This window comes from Hathewaya proteolytica DSM 3090, assembly GCF_900142225.1.
GTDB lineage: Bacteria > Bacillota > Clostridia > Clostridiales > Clostridiaceae > Hathewaya > Hathewaya proteolytica.
In genome coordinates this window covers 46,755-70,809 of the sequence record NZ_FRAD01000012.1, presented here as the reverse complement: position 1 = coordinate 70,809, position 24,055 = coordinate 46,755, and the positions used below count along the sequence as shown (strand labels likewise).

The following is a 24,055-nucleotide window of genomic DNA, read 5'->3' as shown; positions in this document are numbered from 1 at the left end:
GAAAATATTATGGATAAGTTTAATATTATCTTTCAAAAAGACAGTCCTAAATATATGCAAATAGCTATTCACATAGAAGAGTTAATACAAAGAGGCATGATGGAGGATAGGGATAAGCTACCCTCCATCAGAAAACTTAGCCATTATCTTGGAGTTAACAAAGATACGGTGATTATGGCCTATAACAAACTTTGTCAACATGGAGTTTGCTATCAAAAACTTGGCAGTGGCACTTATGTAAAAAGCCCCTATAACAATAGAGATTATAAAAAAGTGTATGCACAGGCATTAAAAAAGTTAAACTTGAAACACCATTCTTACATTGATTTCGTAGGTGACAGTATAAGAGAGGAATTTTTTCCTATAGAAGATTTTAAAAAGTGCATAAATTACATTATGGATAGAGATGGGGCAAAGGCATTTCTTCACAATGATGCAAAGGGCTTTGAGGGATTGAGAAAAACCATAAACGAAGCATTTTGGGACAATAAGTACTTGCCAGGAGATTTTTTAATTATATCCGGGGCACAGCAAGGAATCGACCTTATATCTCGAACTTTAATAAATAGTGCTGACAATGTGGTGGTGGAAAGCCCTACATATAATGGGGCTTTAAATGTGTTCAATTGGAGAAAAGCTAATGTTATAGATATTCCACTTCAAGAGGATGGTATAGATTTAGATAAGTTTGAAAAGGTTCTTATGAAAAATGATATAAAGTGCTTTTACACCATGAGTTCATTGCACAATCCCACGGGGATATGCTACAGCTATGAGAAGAAAAAGAGAATATTGGAATTAGCTGAAATATACAACTTTTATATTTTAGAAGACGATTATATGTCAGAGCTAATTTACCATGAAAAAAATGAAAATACAAGTTTCAAATATTTAGATAACAATAATAAAGTTATATATGTAAAGAGCTTTTCCAAAACCTTTCTTCCAGGTATAAGGCTTGGGTATCTTCTTCTTCCTAAAGAATTAAAAGAGATGGTATTAAACTTTAAAATCAACACAGACATCAGCACATCTAGTATAATGCAAAGGGCACTTGAAGTGTACATAAAAAAAGCCTACTGGAAGACACATGTAAAAAAACTCAGAACAGAGTATGAAAAGAGGTATAGCTTTTTAGTTGAAATTATTCAGAAAGAGCTTCAAGAACATCTTCAATATACGGAGTCTAAAGGTGGACTCAGTGTTTACCTTACAATAAAAAACAACATGAATTCCATGGAACTTTTTGAAAAGGGTTTTAAACAAGGAGTTGTAATTACTCCAGGAGTGTTTTTCTATAAAAATCCTGAGGATGGGTATAAGCATTTTAAAATTGGATTTGCTAGAGCCACTGAGGCCGATATGGTGACAGGCTTAGCTGTCATAAAAAATATCTTTAATGAATTAAAGAGGTAAGAACTTTGGAAAATAAAAATTATAACATACAATCAAATAAAAATTGGAATAATATAGATGATGTTTCGGAAGAGGATATAACATACTTTTTATTTCTTGAAGATAAGCCTATTGATTCTATTGCAAAGATACGCCATTTAACAAGGGAACAAGTGCAGCAACATATTATAAAGGGTAAATTAAAATATGGCGTCATATCAAAATGCAAAAATTCAGAGGAACTATTTCAATATCTTTGCAAGGTGAGTAAAGAAAGCAGATTAAAATCCTTTGAAACTTTAAATGAAGCACTGAAATCCCAACTTTGTGCATACATTGTGGATTCATTTGGAGATATGAACTGGTTTGAAAAGGAAAAAGCTATATGGATTATAGGTGAATTGAATTATAAAGATGGCACAGGGATTTTGATTAAGTGCACTGTTCATGACAATGTAACCTTAAGGAGATTGTCAGTATCAGCCCTTGGAAAACTAAAGTCGGAGCAAGGCGAAATGGCACTAATTAGGGCACTAGAAGATCAAAACAATCAAGTTGTAAGTTATGCTATATCATCTTTAATGAAGATAAATAGCGTAAAGTGTAAAGAGAAAATTGAATTTATAATGAACAATACTGATAAAGATTACATAAGAGAAAAGTGCAAAGCATATCTCCATTCTGTAAAATAAAAGGTTAGGGAGTGAGGGAAAGTGAGTTATTTTACAATAATAAACCAAGGTACTAGTGAATTTGAAGAGAAGAAGTCTAGATTTATAGGCAATGTAATGAGGGTTGAATCGGAGGATGAGGCAAAAAAGTATATAGAGGAAATAAAAAATAGGTATAAGGATGCCAGACATAATGTGTTTGCATATATTGTTGGGGAAAACATGGGGATTCAGAGGTATAGTGATGATGGGGAGCCTAAGGGAACGGGAGGAATACCAGTGTTAGAGGTGCTTAAGAGAAACAATCTAACGGATGTAGTAGTTGTTGTTACTAGATATTTTGGCGGTGTGCTTCTTGGAGCGTCTAACCTTACAAGGGCTTATTCTAACGGAGCTTCCCTGGCATTAAAGGCAACAGAGATTGTGGAAAAGGTGAGAGGATTCACAGTAAGAATGGAATTCGACTATGATTTGCTAGGCAAAATCCAGTACACCTTTGAAAAAAATCAATGGCATATAGAGGACACAGCATATACTGACAAGGTAGCAATAACTGTAAACATTGAAAAGCATAGTAGAGCTGACTTAGAAAACACAGTTAAGGACCTTACCATGGGAAAGGTTACCATAGAAATCGATGAAGAGCAGTACTTTTTTAAGATGGGATACAGATTATATGCATAAACATTTGACAGTAGGACTTTAAGAATGTAAAATTTATTATGTTATAATTTTATTTATATATAAACAAAACATAGATTTACAATAAATATTATTGAAATAGGAGGAAACAATCATGTCAGGACATTCAAAGTGGCATAATATACAAGCCAAGAAGGGAAAAGCGGATGCGGCAAGAGGTAAAGTCTTTACAAAGATAGGTAAAGAACTTGCCATAGCTGCAAAAAATGGTGGAGCAAACCCTGAGGCCAATCCAAAGCTTAGGGATGTAATTGCAAAGGCAAAAGCAAATAACATGCCTAAAGATTCAATAGACAGAGCTATAAAAAAGGCAGCAGGAGAGCTTGGCAGCGTAAACTACGAATCTATAAGATACGAGGGCTATGGTCCAAATGGAATAGCTGTTATTGTGGATGCTTTAACTGACAACAAAAACAGATCAGCTGGAAACGTTAGAAGTGCATTTACAAAAGGCGGCGGGAACATGGGCACCACAGGGTGTGTAGGCTTTATGTTCCAAGAGAAGGGCGAACTCGTAATTGATAGGGAAGATTTAGATGAAGATGAAGTAATGATGTTAGCCTTAGAAGCTGGGGCAGAAGATTTTCAAGCTGAAGAAGATGTGTTTGTCATCACAACGGAACCAGAAAACTTCGGAGCTGTAAGAGAAGCCCTTGAAGAAAAAAATATTGAATTCTTAGAAGCAGCAGTTAAAATGATCCCTGATACATATAGTGAGTTAAACGAGGATGACGCTAAGAAATTCCAGAAAATGCTTAACTTGCTTGACGATGATGACGATGTCCAGGATGTGTACCACAATGCAGAATTCCCTGAAGGATGGGATGAATAGATAGAAGAATATGCCTTTCATTATATTTATAAATGATGAAAGGTATTTCTTTAAGATAACAAACCAAATTTTTCTATATGGATTTAAAATATTTAAATTGTTAAAAATTTAATTTAGAATATTGTATATACTTCTAAACTAGTATATGGTATAATATCCATGTGATGAAACGTAGTTTTTAAAACTTGTATTTAAGAGGTGAATGTATGAATAAAATTGCTTTAGTTACCGATAGTGCATGTGATTTAAATAGTGAAATAATAGAAAAATACAAAATAAGAGTGTTACCATTTAGGGTTATTTGTGACAATGAAGAGTTTAGAGATGGTATAGATATTAGCTCTGAGCAAGTGTATTCTAAACTTGATGACTGCAATGTAACTACCTCACTTCCTTTGTTATCTGACATGGAATGTACTTTTAATGAACTTATAAAAGAAGGTTATACTCACGTCATTTGCATAACTTTGTCCAGTGGCTTATCTGGAATATTCAACGCTGTAAATTTGGCAAGTAAAGAATTTAATGACATAAATATATTTGTCTACGACTCAAGAGGTATTTCTATGTGTCAAGGACTTATAGTAGAAAAGTGCGCAGAGTTAATAGAGCAAGGAAAAGATTTTGAAGAGATTATAGAAGAAATTCCTAGAATAAAAGAGAAAATAAAGGGTTATTTTGTAATCGGCACCTTGAAGTATCTTAAAAAAGGTGGAAGAATAGGAAAGATAACTGGTACCTTTGGAGAATTGATAAATTTAAAACCTATTGTTACCATCGATGATGATGGAAAATATGTTACTTATGAGAAAATGCGTGGCAGAAAACAGTCCCTTAGAAGAATGGAAGAAATCATTTTAGAACCTAAGGAATTAGTAGATGTGTATCTTGTATACGGAAATGCAGAGCAGGAAACCTTAGAGATGGCAGAAAATCTTAAAGGCAAAGAGTTCATTCGAAGTGTAAAGGTAGTTGGAAACGTAAGCCCTGTTTCTGGTGTACACAGTGGCCCTGGCCTAATTGGTGTAATTTGCTACAAAGTAAAGTAAACAGCATACAATATAACAACAATAAAAGAAATAAACGGTGAAGCTGGCCGGATTATTTCTTTTTTGCATATTACCCCCTTTTCATGGAAATACTTAATAAGAAAGGGTGATAATATGAAATATTTTAAAAAAATTTTTTTTAGTGCAATGACAGCATTGTTTTTATTTTTTAATGTATCCTACAAAACCACAAATATGCTTTTTACAAAGGCCATATTTAGAGAAAAGGTGGAGGTAGTTATGTTGTCCACTAAATCGACAAAGTATAAATATGCGCCAAATAAATACGTAATAGGCATAGAAGGAAAATATGTTGCCATATTAAAAAGCGATGAAAAAGGAAATGTAAAGCTTGAAAGTGAAAAAGACATATCCAACATAAATATATTTATGTTGCCAAAAGACGATATAGAACTTTTAAGAAATGGGGATAAAATATATCAGTATGATACAAGGGAAGATGCTCATGAAGCATTGATAGGAATCTTTAAATCGTAAAAATAAAAAACTCATATTTGGTTGAAATCCTATGTCATTAATGGTAAAGTAAATTGTAAGTTTATCTATGGGAAGCTATAGATAACGACTTCTAACCTTTACATGGAGTTAAAAATCCACTTGAAGGTAAGAATTTTGCTTATAAAATGAGGTGAAGATGTGTACGAATACATTAAGGGGATTTTCAAAGGGATAAATTTAGATTACATTGTTTTAGAAAACAATGATATAGGCTATAAGATCTTTTCATCGGGAAATACTATGTCATATCTGCCGCCTGTAAATGAAAAGGTCACACTTCATATTCTCCAGATAGTTAGGGATGATTTTATTGGATTGTATGGATTTTATTCTGTAGAAGAGTTGGAGCTGTTCCAAAAGCTACTCACTGTAAATGGAGTAGGGGCAAAAGCTGCGCTTTCCCTTTTATCTGTTACCACAGTCAGCAATCTTAAAAATGCCATAGTTAACGGAGAATACAAACTTCTTATGAAGGCTCCGGGAGTTGGGAGTAAGATAGCTCAAAGAATTATTTTAGAGTTAAAAGATAAGATTGAAGTTGAAAACTGTGGAGATGAAAACTCCGATTTACAGAAAAACAAGGTCAATTGTGATGAGGCTTGTGAGGCATTGAAAGCATTAGGATACAATGAAAAAGAAATTGAAAAAGCTATGAAAAATTTGGAACGCATTGAGTCGGTGGAAGATACAATAAAAGAATGCTTAAAGTTCCTTATGAATTGAGGTGGAAACATTGGATGACAGATTTATTACACCAGAATTTATAGAAGAAGATGAAGTTTGTGAGTTATCTTTGCGGCCTACAAGATTAAGTGAATATATAGGACAAAAAAAGGTTAAAGAAAATCTTAAAATATTTATTAAGGCAGCTCAAAAAAGAGGAGAAGCCCTCGATCACACTCTACTTTATGGACCACCAGGCCTTGGGAAGACAACACTTGCAAACATAATAGCAAGAGAAATGGGAGGAAGTCTTAAAATAACCTCTGGACCTGCTATTGAAAGGGCTGGAGATTTAGCTGCAATATTGACAAGCTTGTCAGAAAATGATGTTTTGTTTATAGATGAAATACACAGATTATCAAGGACTGTAGAGGAAATCTTGTATCCTGCCATGGAAGACTATGCCTTAGACATAGTAATTGGAAAAGGGGCACAGGCAAAATCTATACGAATAGATTTGCCAAAGTTTACACTAATAGGAGCCACCACCAGACTAGGGCTTCTGACCTCACCTCTTAGGGATCGATTTGGCATATTGTGTGCTATGGAGTTTTACGAGGAAGAGGAATTGACAGAGATAATAACCAGATCGGCCAATATACTTCAGGTAAATATGTCTAGAGATGGGGCTTGGATATTAGCTGGAAAATCAAGAGGAACTCCTAGAATCGCCAATAGATTGTTGAAAAGAGTCCGAGATTATGCCGATGTGTATGATGCTTCTGTGGTGGATGAGAAATTAGTGGAAAAGTCTACGGCTATGCTTGGAATAGATGAGGAAGGCTTTGATTCTGTAGACAATAAGATTTTGGAAGCCCTTGTTTTTAATTTTAAGGGGGGACCTGTAGGGGTAGAGACCTTGGCATATTTTATAGGAGAGGAAACTTCCACAGTTGAAGATGTGTACGAACCTTATTTGTTACAAAAAGGTTTTCTTATAAGAACTCCTAGAGGAAGAATAGCAGGTGAAAGAGCTTATAATCATCTAAAAGTATCTCAAGAAGAAATTAGCGAAAATAGATTTAATGGCAAACAGTGTAGTATTTTTGAATAGATGAGAGGTGTATAATTTGAAAGTTACAGATTTTGATTTTGATTTACCGCAGGAATATATTGCACAACACCCAATAGAAAATAGGGATCAGTCCAGATTGATGGTGCTAGATAAGAAAACGGGAGATATTGAACACAAAGTGTTTAAGGATATTTTGGACTACCTGGAGCCAGGGGACTGCTTAGTACTCAACAATACAAAGGTGATACCAGCAAGGCTTATAGGACACAAGGAGGATTCCATGGGGAAAATGGAATTCCTTTTGCTTAAGAGAATAGATGATAACCACTGGGAGACCTTGGTTAAACCAGGAAAACGAGCTAAAGTAGGGTCACGATTTGTATTCGGCAATGGTGAATTAAAAGCTACTGTTGTGGATATAATTGAAGAAGGAACTAGAATAGTGGAGTTTCAATATGAGGGCATTTTTGAAGAGGTTTTAGACAAACTAGGTGAAATGCCATTGCCACCGTATATAACTGAAAAACTTGAAGAAAAAAATAGATACCAAACAGTATACTCTAAGGAACTTGGTTCCGCTGCAGCTCCTACAGCAGGGCTTCATTTTACTACAGAGCTCTTAGATGCTATCAGAAAAAAAGGAGTAAATGTGGAGTTTGTTACACTACACGTTGGATTAGGGACTTTTAGGCCTGTAAAGGCAGAAAATATTGAAGAACATCACATGCACTCGGAATTTTATGTTATGGGCAAAGAAACAGCAGATGTGATAAATAAAACAAAAAATGCAGGAAAAAAAGTAGTGGCAGTAGGCACAACCTCTTGTAGAACAATTGAAAGTATAGCAGACGAAAATGGCATGGTTAGAGAATGCTCAGGTTGGACTGATATTTTTATATATCCAGGTTATAGGTTCAAAGTATTAGATTGTTTGATAACAAATTTTCACTTGCCTCAGTCCACTTTAATTATGTTAGTTAGCGCCCTAGCAGGTAAAGAGAATGTTATGAATGCCTATGCTGTGGCGGTGGAGAAAAAATATAGATTCTTTAGCTTTGGCGATGCCATGTTTGTAAAGTAGACGCAAATTAAGGAGTACATTATATGGGAAAATATACATTATTAAAAAAAAGCGGTAAGGTTAGAAGAGGACAGTTTGAAACAGTCCACGGCACAATACAGACACCTGTATTTATGAATGTAGGAACATTGGCAGCAATAAAAGGTGCAGTTTCTTCCATGGACCTTGAAGAAATAGGCTGTCAGGTAGAGCTGTCAAATACATATCACCTTCATTTAAGACCTGGTGACAAGGTAGTAAGGGAACTGGGCGGTTTACATAAGTTTATGAATTGGAAAAAGCCAATTCTAACGGATTCAGGCGGATTTCAAGTGTTTTCACTTGCATCCATAAGAACAATAAAAGAAGAAGGTGTTTATTTCAATTCTCACATAGATGGAAGAAAAATATTTATGGGACCAGAGGAGAGTATGCAAATTCAAAGCAATTTAGGATCTACTATAGCAATGGCCTTTGACGAGTGCGTATCAAATCCATCTCCAAGAGATTATGTTGAAAAATCTGTAGCAAGAACCACCAGATGGCTAGAGAGATGTAAGGTAGAAATGGATAGGTTAAACAAATTGGAGAACACCGTAAATAAGCAACAGATGTTATTTGGTATAAACCAAGGTGGAGTATACGAAGACATAAGAGCCGAACACGCCAGAACTATTGCCAAGATGGACCTTGACGGTTATGCCATAGGGGGTCTGGCTGTGGGAGAAAGTCATGAGGACATGTATAGAATAATTGATGCGGTAGTACCAAATCTCCCACAAGATAAGCCTATATATTTGATGGGGGTTGGAACACCTGAAAATATACTAGAAGCTGTATCTAGGGGTGTAGACTTTTTTGATTGCGTTCTGCCAGCCCGAAATGGAAGACATGGACATTTGTTTACTAAAGATGGCGGCATAAACATAATGAATGCAAAGTTCGAGCTGGATACCCGCCCTATAGATGAAGGGTGTAATTGTCCTGTGTGTAGGCATTACACAAGAGCATATATACGCCACTTATTTAAGGCTAAAGAGATGCTAGCCATGAGGCTTTCTGTTCTTCACAATCTATTCTTTTACAATAAGCTGATGGAAGATATCCGAGATGCAATTGACGGAGATTATTTTGAACAGTTTAAAGAAGAAAAATTGCAACAGTGGGGTTGCAAAAAATAGAAAATTAAAGTATCATTATTTAATGATAAGCTATATAATGATTCATATTATATAAGCAAACCGTAATTGAAAGGAGAGAAAAAGATGAATATACTTGTACAGTTATTACCAATAGTACTTATGTTCGTATTGTTGTACTTCCTTATGATCGTTCCGGATAAAAAGAGAAGAAAACAGTATGAAAGTATGTTAGATAATTTGAAGGTTAATGATGAGATAATGACCAAAGGCGGTATCATTGGTAGAATTATCAATATTGATGAAGAAAACATAGTTTTGGAAACAGGCCCAAGCAGAGCTAGAATTAAATTAAATAAAAATGGAATTGGCCAGGTTTTAAATTCTAGAGAAGAAGAAAAACCAAAGGAAGAAAGCAACACTGAAGAGCTTCCAATGGCTAAAGAAATTAAAGAAGAGAAATAAAGGTAATATTGACACCTCTTTTCGCATAAATAATATTAGTTAAAAGTATAATATTATTTTCGAAGGGAGGTATTTTTATGCAATTAAAGGTTAAAATTTCTTGTGTTTCCCAAGGTTTTTTAAGGGCCGTTATATTCACTATAATATGTCTCATGGCGTACACCCTTATTGCTACATTTGGAAAGGTTGCTATATCTGACAAAACCTATGGCATTATATTTATGGCCATAACCCTTGTAAGCGTTTTACTTGGTGCAGGATATGCATCAAGAAAGGCAGGGGAAAATGGTTGGTTAATTGGAATGATAGTTGGATTTACATATATAGTTTTTATATATGTGGTATCCATGGTATCCATGGGAAAATTTAGTTTTTCCATGTCAGATCTTATGAGAATTTTGCTTTGCGTATTTGCAGGAACATTGTCGGGAATGTTAGGAATTAATATATAACACTCTTTATTTGTTTTTTCACATATGGTATAATGTTTATGAAAAAGTTTGAATGGGGGACTTATACATGAAACACATAAAGGTTTTAAACAAATCAAGTTTAAAAAATAGCTTAAAAAAGCCTGGATGTAAGGAATGTGCAAATTCATGTCAATCTGCATGTAAAACATCTTGCACAGTAGCAAATTTAGCTTGCGAAAACTAATTGATTTGCTAGTATCATGGCAGTAACTCAAGGGTTACTGCTTTAACTTTATTATGACTACATTATACAAGGAGGAGTTTAATATGGCATTAATACATAAATTCAAACAGAGAGAAGATTATTTTGTAATCGACGTAAATTCAGGATCATTGCACAATGTTGATGAATTAGTTTTTGATTTGTTAGATGAAGATAAACTTAAGCCTTTAGAAGAGCTTAAGCAAATATATGCAGGTAAATACAGTGCAGAGGAAATGGAAGAGGCCTATGGAGAAATTCAGGAGCTAATTCAACAAGAGTATCTGTATACAAAGGATCCTTATGAACTAGTTGCAATGAGCATGGGCCAATCTGAATCCTACATAAAGGCATTGTGTCTTAACATAATCCATGATTGTAACTTAAGGTGCAAATACTGTTTTGCTGATGAAGGGGAATATCATGGATGTAGGGAGAGAATGTCTCCAGAGGTGGCAAAAAAAGCCATAGATTACATTATAAAGCATTCAGGTCCGAGAAAAAACATAGAGGTGGATTTATTTGGTGGGGAACCTCTTATGGCTATGGATACTGTAAGGGAAGTTGTGGATTACGCTAGGAGTATAGAGAAGCAATATGATAAAAATATTAGATTTACTATGACTACAAACTGCACACTCTTAAATGATGAAATTATAGAGTATTTAAATGAAAACATGGTAAACATCGTATTGAGCCTTGATGGAAGAAAAGAGGTAAATGACAAAGTTAGAGTTAGGGCTGACGGAAGCGGAAGTTATGATTCCATAGTTCCCAAAATCAATAAAATGATCGAAAAAAGAGATAAGGATAAGCTTTATTACGTAAGAGGTACTTTTACAAGAGAAAATCTTGATTTCTTTGAGGATATAAAATATTTAGCAGAAATAGGGTACAAAGAGATATCTGTGGAACCGGTAGTATTGCCAGATGAACATGAACTTTCGCTTAGAAAGGAAGATCTTCCACAAATCTTCGAACAATATGATAAACTATATGATGAAATGGTAAAAAGATATGAAGAGAATAGAGAATTTAATTTCTATCATTTCAACGTGGATTTAAAGGGTGGACCTTGTGTATATAAGAGAATTTCAGGTTGTGGCGCTGGTCATGAATATGTAGCTATAACCCCTGAAGGGGATGTTTTCCCATGTCATCAATTCGTAGGAAATGACGAATTTAAACTTGGAAATATATACGACGAAGACTATTACAATGAAGAATTGAGCAATAATTTTAAAACTGCCCATATTTACAATAAACCTGCTTGCAAAGAGTGTTGGGCAAGATTCTATTGCAGTGGAGGATGTCAGGCCAACAACTACAATTTTAATGGAGATATACATGTACCTTATGAAATTGGCTGTGAAATGCAAAAAAAGAGAATTGAGTGTGCCATAGCTTTAAAAGCAAAGAAAATGGAAAATGAAGAAAAATAGCCAACAAATCTCATGGATTATTTAAAATATTGACTAAATATCCTGGGGGGAATATAATATTTCTATAATTGTCTTTACATTTGTAGCAGAAATTTAACATAATTTAAAATGCGAAGGAGGATAAAATAATGAAGGGAAAGAAAGGTAATTCCAAAATAAGGAGTTCGATTATATTTTCTCTATGCGTGGCTTTGGTATTATTATTTTGTTATATCGGATACTTTGGATTGGAAGCCTTTGGATATAGATTCTTAAAGTTTTCAAAGGTTATAAACAGAGGATTGGATCTTCAGGGCGGTATATCCGTTGTAGAGGAAATCCAAGCTGATAAAGTTAGCGATGCCGATATGGCCCGTGAAATTGAATTTATTAATATGAGAGTCAACAAACTAGGAGTTGCTGAAACTGAGGTAAAACAAGAGGGAGAAAAGAAAATCAGAATAGAAGTCCCTGGAGTTTTTGATTCAGAAGAGGTAATGTCACTCATCGGTAAAACAGGGGAATTGAAATTCCTAGACGCTGAGGGAAAAGAAGTATTAAACGGAAAAGATATAAAAAATGCTTATGCAGAGTATGACAATGAAATGAAGCCTATGATAAAGCTAGAGATGACCACTGAAGGCACAAAGAAGTTTGCTACGGCTACTACAGCAAATTTAGGCAAAGTTATATCTATAAAAATGGACGACGAAGTAATAAGTGCACCAACGGTTAGTGTTCCAATAACAGATGGTATTGCTGTTATATCCGGAAGTAAAGATCTTGAAGAAGCTACAACCACCGCTAGCATAATTAAAGCCGGTGCGTTGCCACTACCTGTAAAGCCAGTAAGCTTCAAAACTGTAGGAGCTACACTAGGTGCAAAGGTTATACCTGCTACTAAGTGGGCTGGTATGATAGGAATTGGACTTGTGTTTCTTTTTATGATGCTTTTATATAGAGTACCAGGTATTTTAGCCGATATAGCATTAACTGTATTTATACTTCTAGATTTATTAGCTTTTGCTTTAACAGATGTAACTATTACTTTATCCGGTATAGCTGGATTCCTTTTAACTGTGGGTATGGCAGTGGACGCCAATGTGCTTATTTTTGAGAGGATAAAAGAGGAGCTTAACACAGGAAAGTCAATTAAATCTTCTGTGGAAGCTGGATTTAACAAAGCATTGACTTCCATACTTGATTCAAATATCACCACCATGATTGCTGGTCTTATACTTTACCTTGTTGGTTCAGGTTCAGTAAAAGGTTTTGCTCTTACTTTAATGATGGGTATTGTTATAAGTATATTCACAGCCTTCTTTATCACCAGATTCCTACTAAGACTTTCCATTGATATGGGGCTTTTAAGAAAGGCAAGTCATTTTGGAGCTAAGAAAAAAGAGAACAGGAAATTTAATATATTAAAAACAAGCAAAATTTGGTTTGCAGGTGCAGCCATTGTTATAGTTGTGGGAATTGGATTTTTGTCCTTTAAGAGTTTGAATTTTGGTATAGACTTTACAGGAGGAACTCTTATTGACATTGGAATGAGTTCAAAGATTACAACTGAGCAGACTACAAAAATGAAGAAACTACTTGATGGATACACAAAGAAATATTCTTTAAGGGAAATAAACGAAGGAAAAGAATATGAGCTTGTAATACAAACAGATGCAGTTGACGCTGAAACCATAGGTAAAATTAAAAATGAAATAAAAACTGAGTTTAAATTGGACGATAAAAGTATACTAAGCGAAGACAATATATCAGGATCCGTTGGTAAAGAATTATCGAAAAAAGCATGGCAGGCTATAGTACTTGCCACTGTAGCAATGCTTATTTATATTGCCATAAGATTTGAGACAGATTTCGCTGTAGCGGCTATTGTGGCTCTTATGCACGATGTCTTAATTACAATAAGTTTATTTGCTATATTTAGAATGCAAGTAAATTCATCCTTCATCGCAGCTATGCTTACTATTGTTGGTTATTCCATAAATGACACTATAGTTGTATTTGATAGAATAAGAGAAAACAAGAAAAGGCTTGGAAAAGTAGACTTAGAGGAATTGGTAGATATAAGTATAAGTCAAAGTATAAAGAGATCTATAAATACATCACTTTCGACGCTACTTACCATAATATGTCTTGTTATATTAGTTCCTTCTATTAGAGAATTCACAGTTCCTCTAATTATTGGTATAACAATTGGTACTGGCTCTTCAATATTTGTTGCAAGTCCAATTTGGGTTGCATTAAAGAAATTTAAGCAAAAACGAAAATTAATTAAGAAAAATAAAAAGTAATAGAATAAAAAAGTAATAAAATAAAAGGGTTCTGCAGAATAAAATTTTGTAGGACCTTTTCATTAGTACTTATAATTATGTTTATTTTCATAAAAGGAATTGTAAAAAGTGAAGATTTCCATTATAATATATATGCTTTGTTTAAAATGTGGGGGATAAATTATGAGTGCAAATATAAAAAATAAAATGGAAGTCCATAAAATAATTCAGCAAAACAGAAAAGAATTAAATATTGGTCGGTATCCTTACCATAAGGTAAATATGAGCTATTGCATAGAGCGTATTGTTAAGGCTATAAACAACAGGGAGAAAATACTAGTGTTTGGATATTACGATGTAGATAAAATTGCTAGTATTTCAATTCTTATGTTGGTTTTGCGCTATCTCAATGCAGATGTAGAGTATTACATACCTAATGACATTAGAACAACAGACAACCTTACATATAGTGATATAAAGGATCATATAAAATTCCTTGGCACTAAGCTGATTATTTCCATAGGCGGAAATTTATCCTCGGAAACAGAAGCCGAGCTGTGCAGAGAGCTGAACATGGATTTAATAGTTCTGTCAGATTTGAGAGATTTAAAGAGTAAATATGGATGTGTTGTAAAGCCTCAAGGTGGATGCTCAGGAGACAAATGCCATGAGCTAAGTTACGCGGGTATCACTTTTAAGTTAGTTCAGCAATTGGGAATTTACTATAGAACGAACATATTCAATAAGTACATAGATCTTGCTTGTATTGGTACTGTAGCATCTGGCAAAGATATAACAGAACAGAATGCTGTTATAATTAAAAGGGGTATGGACAGACTAAATAATACTAGAAATTATGGCTTAAAAGCTGTAAAAGAAATTCACAACATAAATACAATAGACATGTGTAGTATAAAGCAGATTGTACAATTCTTAAGACCAAGGGTGAATGCCATGGGAAACATGGACGATGCAAAAATTATTGTGGAGCTTTTTACTACAGGAGATACATATAAGGCCAAACAAATAGTGAAGTATATACAAGGATAATGGAGGTCATAAAATTGAATTTGAGAGATAAAATAAGGATAATAGAGGGTTTTCCAAAGGAAGGTATAAGCTTTAAGGATATAACTACGCTAATCTCAGATGGCGCCGCTTATCATCAGTGTATAGATGAGCTATGTAAAGCTTTGGAAGAAAAAAATGTGGATTTAATAGTGGCACCTGAAGCGAGAGGCTTTATTTTTGGATGTCCTGTTGCTAGCAAATTGCGCATAGGGTTTGCACCTGTTAGAAAACCAGGGAAGTTGCCTTTTGAAACAAAAACTGCAAGCTATGAACTAGAGTATGGCCAAGATACAGTGGAGATACATAGCGATGCAATAAAAAAAGGTTATAGAGTAGCTATCATCGATGATTTGCTTGCCACAGGTGGCACGGTGGGTGCCATTGCAAAACTAGTAGAAGAAATGGGCGGAGAAATTGTATCTATTAATTTTGTAATAGAACTTACTGACTTAAAGGGCAGAGATAAGTTAAAGCAATATAAAGTAGACTCCCTTATAAAGTATGATATTTAATTTATATTTTAGATTAGGTTAAAATTGCATATTACGGGTTAATATTATATAATAATAATAAGAATGTTTAACGGCTGGTTTTATACCAGTCGTTTGATTTAGGAGAGTATCATAAATGTTGGAGAAGCTATTAGATTTAATCAGGGAAAATTGTAGTAATGTAGATGAAAATATTGTTATAGAAGCGTTTAATGTGGCCAGTGAAGCTCACAAGGACCAAAGGCGCAATTCTGACGAGCCTTATATTATCCATCCCGTAGAAGTTGCTTGTATTTTAGCGCAACTTGGCATGGATACAAGTACAATTGTGGCTGGGCTTTTGCACGATATAGTTGAGGATACGCCTATTACTTATGAACAGGTAAAGGACGAGTTTGGAGAAGAAGTGGCTGTTCTTGTAGATGGTGTAACTAAACTTGGCAAAATTAAATACAAGTCAAAAGAAGAGCAGCAAGCTGACAATGTTAGAAAAATGTTACTGGCTATGGCAAAAGATATACGCGTTATCCTGATAAAATTAGCAGATAGACTTCACAACATGAGAACACTAAAGTATATGTCTGTGGAAAAACAGAAAGAGAAATCAAAGGAAGTTATAGATATATACGCTCCCCTAGCTCACAGACTAGGAATTTCAATGTTAAAGTGGGAATTAGAGGATCTAGCGCTTAGATACTTAAATCCAGAATTGTACTATAATCTAGTAAAAGAGATTTCAGAAAAGAGAATAGAAAGAGAAGAACAGATAAAAAATATAATAGATGAGTTAAAGCTAAAACTTCAATCTTCCGGAATTCAATGTGAAATAGATGGTAGGCCTAAACACTTTTATAGCATTTACAACAAAATGAAAAACAAAAATAAAACTATAGATCAAATCTTTGACCTTACAGCCATTAGAATACTTGTAAATACTGTAGTAGATTGTTATTCTGCCCTTGGCATTGTTCATACAATATATAAACCTATGCCAGGTAGGTTCAAGGACTATATTGCCATGCCTAAGCCTAACATGTATCAGTCCCTGCATTCTACAGTAATAGGACCCAAAGGAAGACCCTTTGAAATACAGATACGGACCTACGAGATGCATAAAACCGCAGAATACGGTATTGCGGCCCACTGGAAGTATAAAGAGGGAGTTAACAGTGTAAACTCAGAAAATGATCTGCAGGGAAAATTGTCTTGGCTTAGGGAAATACTTGAGTGGCAAGGTGAAACCTCTGATCCACAAGAATTTATGGAAGCCTTTAAAATCGATTTATTCGCAGATGAAGTCTTTGTATTTACTCCAAAGGGTAAGGTTATTAGCTTGCCAAGGAATTCAACTCCTATCGATTTTGCTTATAGAATACACACAGACATCGGAAATAAATGCGTTGGAGCTAGGGTGAATGGCAAAATTGTACCTTTAGATTACCATCTTACTACGGGAGAAATAATTGAGATAATTACATCAATTAATAGCAAAGGCCCTAGCATTGCATGGCTTACCATAGCCAACAGCAATCATGCAAAAAGCAAAATTAAAGCATATTTCAAGAAAATTAAGCGAGAAGAGAATATAGAAAAGGGCAAAGAAACTTTAGAAAAAGAAGCTAAAAAACAGGGTTGTGTTTTGACAGAACTTGCAAATGAAGAAATTCTCCACAAAGTGATGAAAAAATACAACATGAAGAACATAGAAGATTTATATGCTTTGGTGGGTGCTGGAATTATTATTGCATCTTCTATCATCGTAAAAATGAAAGTAAAATTGTCTGAGACTCAGATATCACCAGATGAAGAGATTAAAAGGAAAATTCAATCAGTGAATAGCAAAGAAGAGGGAAATAAACAGGGCAAAAGCCAATTTCCTGAACTTACTTTAAAGGGTTCTGACAACCTTATGGCTAGATTTGCTAAATGCTGCAATCCTGTACCGGGCGATGATATCCTAGGGTATATAACAAAAGGCAAGGGTATTACAGTACATAGAAGCGATTGCAAAAATGTGAAATCACTATTAGAGCGAGAAGAAGAAAAAATAATTACAATTAATTGGGATAATATAAAGGGAAAAGATTTTATATGCGAATTAAAGGTGCTTTGCATGGATAGGGATGGTATTTTAGCAGAGTTAATTCAAATGCTATCTCAAAATAAAATACACATGACATCTATAAATGCCAATACCTATGAAAATGGATATTCTCTTATTCACCTAAAGATTAAAATTGATGGTGTGGAAATTTTAAATGATATATACAAAAAAATAAAGAAAATAAAAGGTGTAAGGGAAATAAGTAGGGTAAATCAATAAAAAATTAGCTAACATTGGAGGGAGCGTCGTGAGAGCAGTTGTTCAAAGAGTAAATTATTCAAGTGTTGAGGTAGACAATAAACTAGTGGGTGAAATTCACAAAGGATACAATGTTCTCCTAGGTGTTTCCACAGAGGATACAATAGAGGATGCCGTTTACTTAAGGGATAAAATAGTGAATTTAAGAGTTTTTGAAGATGAAGATGGTAAGATGAACAGATCTCTATTAGATGTTCAGGGAGAGCTTCTAATTGTGTCACAATTTACATTGTATGGAGATTGTAGAAAAGGTCGAAGACCAAGCTTTGTTCAGGCCCTTGGGGGAGATAAAGCAAAGGAATTATATGAATATTTTCTTGAAATTTGCAAAGAGGAAGTTTCTAAAGTAGAACATGGTATTTTTGGTGCTGATATGAAAGTTACAATAGAGAATTCAGGACCAGTGACAATACTTATAGACAGCAAAAAATTATTTTAAAATAACAATAAATTAAGGGGAAATAGATATGATAATAAAGAGAGTAGTAGCAGGAATATATGCGGCTAATTGTTATATTATTATGGATGAAGACACAAATGAAGGTGTGGTTCTAGACCCTGGCGGAGATGTGGATGATATTTTAAAAGAAATTGAAAAGATGGGCGTAAAGGTAAAATACATATTTTTAACTCATGGTCATTTGGATCACACTTCGGGAGTGGAACTTTTAAGGAATTCTTTAAATGAAGCACCTCTCATAGGAATTAGCCAAGAAGATAGTGAGCTTATAAATCAGGGCGCTCATCTGTACGGACCTCTTTTAGAAGGTAAAGAGCCAGATATATATATAAAGCATGGAGATGTTTATAAATTTGGCAACAAAGAAATAAAATGCGTATCAACGCCTGGACACACGCCAGGTGGAATTTCCTTTATTGTGGACAACAATATATTTACAGGAGATACATTATTCTATATGTCCATGGGAAGAACGGATCTTACAGGTGGAAGCAATGAAGTAATGATGAATACACTGAAGAATGTGATAAAGCCTATGCCTGATGAGCTTATTGTATACCCAGGTCACAGCAGGCAAAGTACTTTAGAGTATGAAAAAAAGAACAATCCTTATCTAAAAACACTATAAAGCAGGGGAGTGCGTGATTAAAAAAGTGGAATATAGACAAAAATTAAATGTAAGGCTTAACAAAGAGGAATACAAATATGATGTATTTCAGATGATAAATTTATATTTGCCCTTTTGCCATGTGGAGTTTTCAGAACAAAGTTTTGAGAACAATACAGATACAGATATAAATATAGATATAGATGACGAAAAAATAGAAATTGAATCAATGGGAAAGATGTATGCTTATATTGTGGATAAAAGATTTACTCTGAAGGAAGAAGTAAAAAAGGCTGTATTTAAGTATTTTTCAAAAGAAACCAATAAATATATGCCCTGGGGTACTTTAATTGGCATAAGACCTTCAAAAAGAGCTATGAAATTGCTTGTGGATGGGAAAAGCCATGAGGAGATAATACAGCATTTCAAGGATGTAGCTTTGACTTCTGAGGAAAAAGCTAAGCTTTGTATAGAAGTGGCGAAGAGAGAAATGAAATACATCCATCCGCAACAAAAGAAAGTTAGTTTGTATATAGGCATGGCTTTTTGCCCTACAAGGTGTTTATACTGTTCCTTTGCTGCAAATCCTATTGCAGGATTTAAACATGAAATAATAGAAGCTTATGTGGACTGCTTATGTAGAGAGATTGGCAGCATGGCTTCATACATAACACAGCATAATCTCCAAATACATACTGTGTATTTTGGTGGTGGAACTCCTACTTCTGTGGATGAGCTACTTTTTGAGAGGGTTATGAAGTGCATACACCACAACCTTTTGAAAGATCATAGTGTCTCAGAATTTACTGTGGAGTGTGGCAGACCTGACAGCATTAGCGGAGAGAAATTGAGCACAATGAAGAAATATGGCGTGAGTCGTATAAGCATAAATCCTCAGAGTATGAACGATGACACACTAAAACTCATAGGAAGAAACCATACTAGTGAACAAATAAAACATGTATTCAAAATGGCAAGACAAATGGAATTTAACGATATAAATATGGACATAATTGTAGGACTTCCAGGAGAAAAGCTACATCATATTGAAAAAACATTAGAATGTATAAAGTCCTTTAAACCTGATAGTTTTACAGTGCATGGGCTGTCTGTTAAAAGGGCATCTAGGCTCTATGACAACATAATCAACGATGTGAAATACGAAATAGCATCTCAAGATGAATTGAATAAAATGTTTATCTCTACAGCTAAGTGCGCTAAAGAGATGAATATGAAACCCTATTATATGTATAGACAAAAAAATATGGTGGGAAACATGGAAAACATAGGCTATTCAATCCATGGCAAGGAATCTGTGTACAATATAGAAATGATGGAGGATAGAGAGACTATTATTGCTATAGGGGCAGATGCTGTAACTAAAGTAGTTAACCTTTCAAACGATAAAATTGAAAGATTTGGCAACGTGAAAGATGTAAAGCTGTACATAGATAGGATAGAAGAAATGATTGAGAAAAAAATCCAACTATTAGATACAATATATAGTTAAATATGGAGGAGACAAATGATAATTAAAACAGTAAAGGGTACCAAGGATTTACTTCCACAGGATTCCTATAAATGGGTATATGTTGAAGGAAAACTAAGGTGTATAGCCAATACCTTTGGATTTAAGGAAATAAGAACTCCTATGTTTGAGGAAACTGCTCTTTTTGAAAGGGGAGTTGGCGACACAACAGATGTGGTACAAAAAGAGATGTATACGTTTGAAGATAAGGGTGGTAGAAGCATAACTCTAAAGCCAGAGGGCACAGCACCGGTGGTTAGAGCATTTGTGGAGAATGGTATATATGCGGATGCACAACCTACTAAAATGTTTTACTTTACAGACGCCTTTAGATACGAAAAATCCCAGAAAGGTCGTCTTAGACATTTCCACCAATTTGGAATAGAGGTGTTTGGTTCAAGTGAGGCCTCTATTGACGCTGAAGGAATTGCATTGGCCATTAGAAGCATAAAAGATCTTGGCGTAGATGAACTTTCTTTAAATATAAATAGCCTTGGTTGTCCACATTGTCGTAAAAATTTTAATGATGCATTGAAGGCCTATTTAAAAGAGAACTACCAAGAATTATGTGAAACTTGCAAAACAAGATTTGAGAAAAATCCAATGAGGATATTGGACTGCAAGGAGAAAACTTGCAAAGAAATCAGCAAAGGAGCACCAATAATTTTAGATTTTCTTTGTGAGGAATGTAAAGAGCATTTTGAACAGGTTAAAATATATTTGGATGCTTTACATATCAAATATGTGGTTGATCCTTACATAGTTAGAGGATTGGATTATTATACGAAAACTGTGTTTGAGGTTATAAATAATGCCGATGGACTTACTATATGCGGTGGTGGAAGATACGATGGACTTATAGAAGAACTTGGAGGGCCTTCTATGCCAGCTTTTGGTTTTGGCATGGGAATGGAAAGGCTTATAATGGTATTGGAAGCTGCTAAGGTAGAAATACCTGAACCCGTATATATGGACCTTTACATTGGTTCTATGTCTAAAGAGGCCAACATGGAAGCCTTTAAGATTTGTAGCGATCTTAGGAAAATGGGTATAAAATGTGAAGTTGATCATATGAAGAGAAGTGTTAAAGCTCAGATGAAGTACGCAAACAAAAACCAGTGCAGATTTTCTTTGATTATTGGGGATGAAGAATTGGAGAACAAACAGGCAAAACTTAAGAGAATGAGCGATGGAGAAATATTCTCAGTTCAATTAGATTACGTAAACTATATTTATAATAAAATAATAAAGGACTAAGGAGACGGTGAACCGATGGGAGAGCAAATTAATGGTTTAAAAAGAACCATGATGTGTGGTGAAGCCAGAGAGTGTAACAATGGGCAAAAGCATACGTTTATGGGTTGGGTGCAAAGAAAAAGAAATCTTGGATGCCTAGTTTTTGTAGATTTAAGAGATAGAACAGGAATTGTGCAAGTTGTTTTTGGAGAGGAAATTAACAAAGAAGCTTTTGAAAAAGCTAATGAAGTTAAATCAGAATACTGTATAGCAGTTACAGGTGAGTTGGTATTGAGACAGTCCCCTAACACAGCTATGCCAACAGGTATGGTGGAGTTAAAGGCTGAAAACATTAAAATACTGTCAGAATCAGAGACACCACCAATCTATATAAAAGAAAATTTAGACGCTGCGGAAAATATACGATTAAAATATAGATATCTTGATTTAAGAAGACCTGATATGCAGAGGAATCTTATATTAAGACATAAGACAACAAAAATAGTAAGAGACTTTATGGATGAAAATGGGTTCTTAGAAATGGAAACTCCAATGCTTACAAAGAGCACTCCAGAGGGAGCTAGAGATTATCTTGTGCCAAGCAGAAATTACAATGGGAAATTCTACGCTTTGCCACAGTCTCCACAGTTATTTAAGCAATTGCTTATGGTTTCTGGTTTTGATAGATACTTTCAAATTGTAAAATGCTTTAGAGATGAAGACCTTAGAGCAAATAGACAACCAGAGTTTACACAGATAGATTTAGAGATGTCTTTTGTAGAAGAAAATGATGTAATGTCCATAAACGAAAAATTGATAAAAAGAGTTTTTAAGGAAATTTTAGATTATGATGTGCAACTTCCAATAGAGAGGATGCCTTATAGCGAAGCCATGGATAAATACGGTTGCGATAAACCAGATTTAAGATTCGGCATGGAGATAAACAACATAAGCTCTATGGTAGAGGACAGTGAATTTCCTCCTTTTAAATCTGCCATAGATGCTGGAGGTTCTGTAAGATGCATTATAGCTCCAGGTGCTGCAGATATGGGAAGAAAACAAATTGATAAACTTGTGGAATTTGTAAAAACATATAGAGCAAAAGGGCTTGCGTGGATAGCAGTAAAAGAGGATGGGGTAAAATCTTCTGTAGATAAATTTTTTACAGCTGAACAGTTGCAAAATATAATCCAATCATTAAAAGCAAATAAAGGAGACCTTATACTCATAGTAGCTGACAAGGATGAAGTTGTTCTTCAATCGTTGGGTGCTCTAAGACTGGAAATGGCAGAAAAACTTGAAATACTAAAGGATAATAAGGAATTTAGATTTGTATGGGTTACAGATTTTCCATTGTTCGAATACAGCGAAGAAGAGGATAGGTTTGTGGCAAAACACCATCCATTTACCAGTGCTAAGGATGAAGATCTGCAGTACCTAGAAAGCCAACCAGAAAGAGTAAGAGCAAAGGCTTACGATATTGTATTGAATGGTGAAGAAATAGGCGGCGGAAGTATAAGAATACACGATGCAGCTATACAGGAGAGAATGTTTAAGGCTCTTGGATTCACAGAGGAACAGGCTTGGGAAAGGTTTGGATTCTTGATGGAGGCCTTTAAATTTGCACCACCTCCACATGGCGGAATGGCTTACGGTCTTGATAGATTAATAATGTTCTTAGCTGGAACAGACAATATTAAAGATGTTATTGCATTCCCTAAAAATCAAAATGCATTTTGTCCAATGTCTGAAGCACCAAATGTTGTTGATGAGAAACAACTTAAAGAGTTGGGAATAGATATAAGAAATAAAGAAGATAATCTAGTAAAATAATATTTGATTTTGTGTTAAAGTTCTGGGCTACAATTCTTAAAGTTAAAGCTCAGGACTTTATCTATTATAAAATTATAAAAAAAATGGACTACCCAATAAGGCTTGTCCACTCTTTATGTACTATTTGTCGCTTTTTAATTCTGCAAGACAGCTCTGGCAGATATTTTTTCCTTTGTAGTTTACAACGTCTCTAGCGTTTGCACAGAAAATGCAAGAAGGATTGTACTTCTTTAATATAATTTGTTCTCCTTCAGTGAAGATCTCCAAAGAATCCTTTATTTCTATGTCAAGAACCCTTCTAAGTTCTATAGGAATAACAATTCTTCCTAATTCGTCAATTTTTCTAACAATACCAGTTGATTTCATTTTTTAGTACCTCCTGTATATTCGTTTTTTTATAAGTAGAGTATAACATTAAAAGTAAATTAAGTCAATTGAAATTTAATAATATTTAAAAATTATCTATGAAAACGCATTATTTTTTTCTTAAAAAGTACAATTATAATGAAAAAT

24 protein-coding genes are annotated in these 24,055 nt (G+C 34.5%); 23 read left to right on the top strand and 1 reads right to left on the bottom strand.

Translation table 11 applies throughout. The features are described 5' to 3' along the window. The first annotated feature begins 9 nt into the window (after nucleotides 1–9). The 23 genes from pdxR (at nucleotide 10) to aspS (ending at nucleotide 23,542) form a co-directional block, all read left to right on the top strand. Nucleotides 10–1,416: a MocR-like pyridoxine biosynthesis transcription factor PdxR gene (pdxR, locus tag BUA73_RS08015; RefSeq protein WP_072903607.1), complete on the top strand. Its 1,407-nt coding sequence runs from the start codon at nucleotides 10–12 to the stop codon at nucleotides 1,414–1,416. A gap of 5 nt (nucleotides 1,417–1,421) precedes the next feature. Further along, the gene (locus BUA73_RS08010) at nucleotides 1,422–2,087 is read left to right on the top strand and encodes a HEAT repeat domain-containing protein (protein WP_072903606.1); all 666 of its coding nucleotides are present in this window, start codon (nucleotides 1,422–1,424) and stop codon (nucleotides 2,085–2,087) included. Between the two features lie 21 nt (nucleotides 2,088–2,108). Next, nucleotides 2,109–2,750 (top strand): YigZ family protein, encoded by a 642-nt coding sequence (locus BUA73_RS08005; protein WP_072903605.1) that lies wholly within the window; start codon nucleotides 2,109–2,111, stop codon nucleotides 2,748–2,750. Between the two features lie 112 nt (nucleotides 2,751–2,862). Next, a complete protein-coding gene (locus BUA73_RS08000; RefSeq protein WP_072903604.1) occupies nucleotides 2,863–3,600 on the top strand; it encodes a YebC/PmpR family DNA-binding transcriptional regulator in 738 nt (245 codons plus the stop codon). Nucleotides 3,601–3,806: 206 nt separating this feature from the next. Further along, on the top strand, nucleotides 3,807–4,649 hold the full coding sequence (locus BUA73_RS07995; RefSeq protein ID WP_072903602.1) for a DegV family protein: 843 nt from the start codon (nucleotides 3,807–3,809) through the stop codon (nucleotides 4,647–4,649). Nucleotides 4,650–4,763: 114 nt separating this feature from the next. Further along, nucleotides 4,764–5,147 (top strand): hypothetical protein, encoded by a 384-nt coding sequence (locus tag BUA73_RS07990; protein ID WP_072903600.1) that lies wholly within the window; start codon nucleotides 4,764–4,766, stop codon nucleotides 5,145–5,147. 159 nt (nucleotides 5,148–5,306) lie between these two features. Then, nucleotides 5,307–5,891 (top strand): Holliday junction branch migration protein RuvA, encoded by a 585-nt coding sequence (ruvA, locus tag BUA73_RS07985; RefSeq protein ID WP_072903598.1) that lies wholly within the window; start codon nucleotides 5,307–5,309, stop codon nucleotides 5,889–5,891. 10 nt (nucleotides 5,892–5,901) lie between these two features. Further along, nucleotides 5,902–6,945, top strand: coding sequence for a Holliday junction branch migration DNA helicase RuvB (gene ruvB / locus BUA73_RS07980; protein WP_072903597.1), 1,044 nt, complete (start codon nucleotides 5,902–5,904; stop codon nucleotides 6,943–6,945). Nucleotides 6,946–6,961: 16 nt separating this feature from the next. Further along, nucleotides 6,962–7,987, top strand: coding sequence for a tRNA preQ1(34) S-adenosylmethionine ribosyltransferase-isomerase QueA (gene queA / locus BUA73_RS07975; RefSeq protein ID WP_072903596.1), 1,026 nt, complete (start codon nucleotides 6,962–6,964; stop codon nucleotides 7,985–7,987). 23 nt (nucleotides 7,988–8,010) lie between these two features. Then, complete coding sequence (gene tgt / locus BUA73_RS07970; RefSeq protein ID WP_072903595.1) at nucleotides 8,011–9,147, top strand: tRNA guanosine(34) transglycosylase Tgt; 1,137 nt, start codon at nucleotides 8,011–8,013, stop codon at nucleotides 9,145–9,147. An 84-nt stretch (nucleotides 9,148–9,231) separates the two neighbouring features. Continuing rightward, complete coding sequence (yajC, locus tag BUA73_RS07965; protein ID WP_072903594.1) at nucleotides 9,232–9,570, top strand: preprotein translocase subunit YajC; 339 nt, start codon at nucleotides 9,232–9,234, stop codon at nucleotides 9,568–9,570. A 77-nt stretch (nucleotides 9,571–9,647) separates the two neighbouring features. After that, nucleotides 9,648–10,022, top strand: a complete 375-nt coding sequence (locus tag BUA73_RS07960) for a TIGR04086 family membrane protein (protein ID WP_072903592.1) — start codon at nucleotides 9,648–9,650, stop codon at nucleotides 10,020–10,022. A gap of 67 nt (nucleotides 10,023–10,089) precedes the next feature. Continuing rightward, nucleotides 10,090–10,227 carry a six-cysteine ranthipeptide SCIFF gene (scfA, locus tag BUA73_RS07955; protein ID WP_072903590.1) on the top strand — a complete coding sequence of 46 codons (138 nt, stop codon included), beginning with the start codon at nucleotides 10,090–10,092 and terminating at the stop codon, nucleotides 10,225–10,227. A gap of 83 nt (nucleotides 10,228–10,310) precedes the next feature. After that, nucleotides 10,311–11,687 (top strand): thioether cross-link-forming SCIFF peptide maturase, encoded by a 1,377-nt coding sequence (gene scfB / locus BUA73_RS07950; RefSeq protein ID WP_072903589.1) that lies wholly within the window; start codon nucleotides 10,311–10,313, stop codon nucleotides 11,685–11,687. 128 nt (nucleotides 11,688–11,815) lie between these two features. Further along, entirely contained in the window at nucleotides 11,816–13,975 is a 2,160-nt protein-coding gene (gene secD / locus BUA73_RS07945; RefSeq protein ID WP_072903587.1) for a protein translocase subunit SecD, read from the top strand. 162 nt (nucleotides 13,976–14,137) lie between these two features. Further along, entirely contained in the window at nucleotides 14,138–15,004 is an 867-nt protein-coding gene (locus BUA73_RS07940) for a DHH family phosphoesterase (RefSeq protein ID WP_084672156.1), read from the top strand. A gap of 14 nt (nucleotides 15,005–15,018) precedes the next feature. Continuing rightward, a complete protein-coding gene (locus tag BUA73_RS07935) occupies nucleotides 15,019–15,537 on the top strand; it encodes an adenine phosphoribosyltransferase (RefSeq protein ID WP_072903586.1) in 519 nt (172 codons plus the stop codon). Between the two features lie 115 nt (nucleotides 15,538–15,652). Then, complete coding sequence (locus BUA73_RS07930) at nucleotides 15,653–17,839, top strand: RelA/SpoT family protein (RefSeq protein WP_072903584.1); 2,187 nt, start codon at nucleotides 15,653–15,655, stop codon at nucleotides 17,837–17,839. 28 nt (nucleotides 17,840–17,867) lie between these two features. Next, nucleotides 17,868–18,317: a D-aminoacyl-tRNA deacylase gene (gene dtd / locus BUA73_RS07925; RefSeq protein WP_072903582.1), complete on the top strand. Its 450-nt coding sequence runs from the start codon at nucleotides 17,868–17,870 to the stop codon at nucleotides 18,315–18,317. Between the two features lie 28 nt (nucleotides 18,318–18,345). After that, nucleotides 18,346–18,966 (top strand): MBL fold metallo-hydrolase, encoded by a 621-nt coding sequence (locus BUA73_RS07920; protein ID WP_072903580.1) that lies wholly within the window; start codon nucleotides 18,346–18,348, stop codon nucleotides 18,964–18,966. A 13-nt stretch (nucleotides 18,967–18,979) separates the two neighbouring features. Continuing rightward, entirely contained in the window at nucleotides 18,980–20,455 is a 1,476-nt protein-coding gene (locus BUA73_RS07915; RefSeq protein ID WP_278319411.1) for a coproporphyrinogen III oxidase, read from the top strand. 15 nt (nucleotides 20,456–20,470) lie between these two features. Further along, nucleotides 20,471–21,730: a histidine--tRNA ligase gene (gene hisS / locus BUA73_RS07910; RefSeq protein WP_072903578.1), complete on the top strand. Its 1,260-nt coding sequence runs from the start codon at nucleotides 20,471–20,473 to the stop codon at nucleotides 21,728–21,730. 15 nt (nucleotides 21,731–21,745) lie between these two features. Continuing rightward, nucleotides 21,746–23,542 carry an aspartate--tRNA ligase gene (gene aspS, locus BUA73_RS07905; protein ID WP_072903576.1) on the top strand — a complete coding sequence of 599 codons (1,797 nt, stop codon included), beginning with the start codon at nucleotides 21,746–21,748 and terminating at the stop codon, nucleotides 23,540–23,542. A gap of 120 nt (nucleotides 23,543–23,662) precedes the next feature. Here aspS and BUA73_RS07900 read toward each other — a convergent pair whose 3' ends face one another. After that, the gene (locus BUA73_RS07900; protein WP_072903574.1) at nucleotides 23,663–23,908 is read right to left on the bottom strand and encodes an AbrB/MazE/SpoVT family DNA-binding domain-containing protein; all 246 of its coding nucleotides are present in this window, start codon (nucleotides 23,906–23,908) and stop codon (nucleotides 23,663–23,665) included. Between the last annotated feature and the right edge of the window lie 147 nt (nucleotides 23,909–24,055).

What these genes read in the sequence shown, in the direction of transcription:
- pdxR (WP_072903607.1), top strand. Translation starts at nt 10, where the DNA reads ATGGATAAGTTTAATATTATCTTTCAAAAAGACAGTCCTAAATATATG.
- BUA73_RS08000 (WP_072903604.1), top strand. Translation starts at nt 2,863, where the DNA reads ATGTCAGGACATTCAAAGTGGCATAATATACAAGCCAAGAAGGGAAAA.
- BUA73_RS07995 (WP_072903602.1), top strand. Translation starts at nt 3,807, where the DNA reads ATGAATAAAATTGCTTTAGTTACCGATAGTGCATGTGATTTAAATAGT.
- BUA73_RS07990 (WP_072903600.1), top strand. Translation starts at nt 4,764, where the DNA reads ATGAAATATTTTAAAAAAATTTTTTTTAGTGCAATGACAGCATTGTTT.
- tgt (WP_072903595.1), top strand. Translation starts at nt 8,011, where the DNA reads ATGGGAAAATATACATTATTAAAAAAAAGCGGTAAGGTTAGAAGAGGA.
- yajC (WP_072903594.1), top strand. Translation starts at nt 9,232, where the DNA reads ATGAATATACTTGTACAGTTATTACCAATAGTACTTATGTTCGTATTG.
- BUA73_RS07960 (WP_072903592.1), top strand. Translation starts at nt 9,648, where the DNA reads ATGCAATTAAAGGTTAAAATTTCTTGTGTTTCCCAAGGTTTTTTAAGG.
- scfA (WP_072903590.1), top strand. Translation starts at nt 10,090, where the DNA reads ATGAAACACATAAAGGTTTTAAACAAATCAAGTTTAAAAAATAGCTTA.
- scfB (WP_072903589.1), top strand. Translation starts at nt 10,311, where the DNA reads ATGGCATTAATACATAAATTCAAACAGAGAGAAGATTATTTTGTAATC.
- secD (WP_072903587.1), top strand. Translation starts at nt 11,816, where the DNA reads ATGAAGGGAAAGAAAGGTAATTCCAAAATAAGGAGTTCGATTATATTT.
- BUA73_RS07940 (WP_084672156.1), top strand. Translation starts at nt 14,138, where the DNA reads ATGAGTGCAAATATAAAAAATAAAATGGAAGTCCATAAAATAATTCAG.
- BUA73_RS07930 (WP_072903584.1), top strand. Translation starts at nt 15,653, where the DNA reads ATGTTGGAGAAGCTATTAGATTTAATCAGGGAAAATTGTAGTAATGTA.
- BUA73_RS07920 (WP_072903580.1), top strand. Translation starts at nt 18,346, where the DNA reads ATGATAATAAAGAGAGTAGTAGCAGGAATATATGCGGCTAATTGTTAT.
- hisS (WP_072903578.1), top strand. Translation starts at nt 20,471, where the DNA reads ATGATAATTAAAACAGTAAAGGGTACCAAGGATTTACTTCCACAGGAT.
- aspS (WP_072903576.1), top strand. Translation starts at nt 21,746, where the DNA reads ATGGGAGAGCAAATTAATGGTTTAAAAAGAACCATGATGTGTGGTGAA.
- BUA73_RS07900 (WP_072903574.1), bottom strand. Translation starts at nt 23,908, where the DNA reads ATGAAATCAACTGGTATTGTTAGAAAAATTGACGAATTAGGAAGAATT.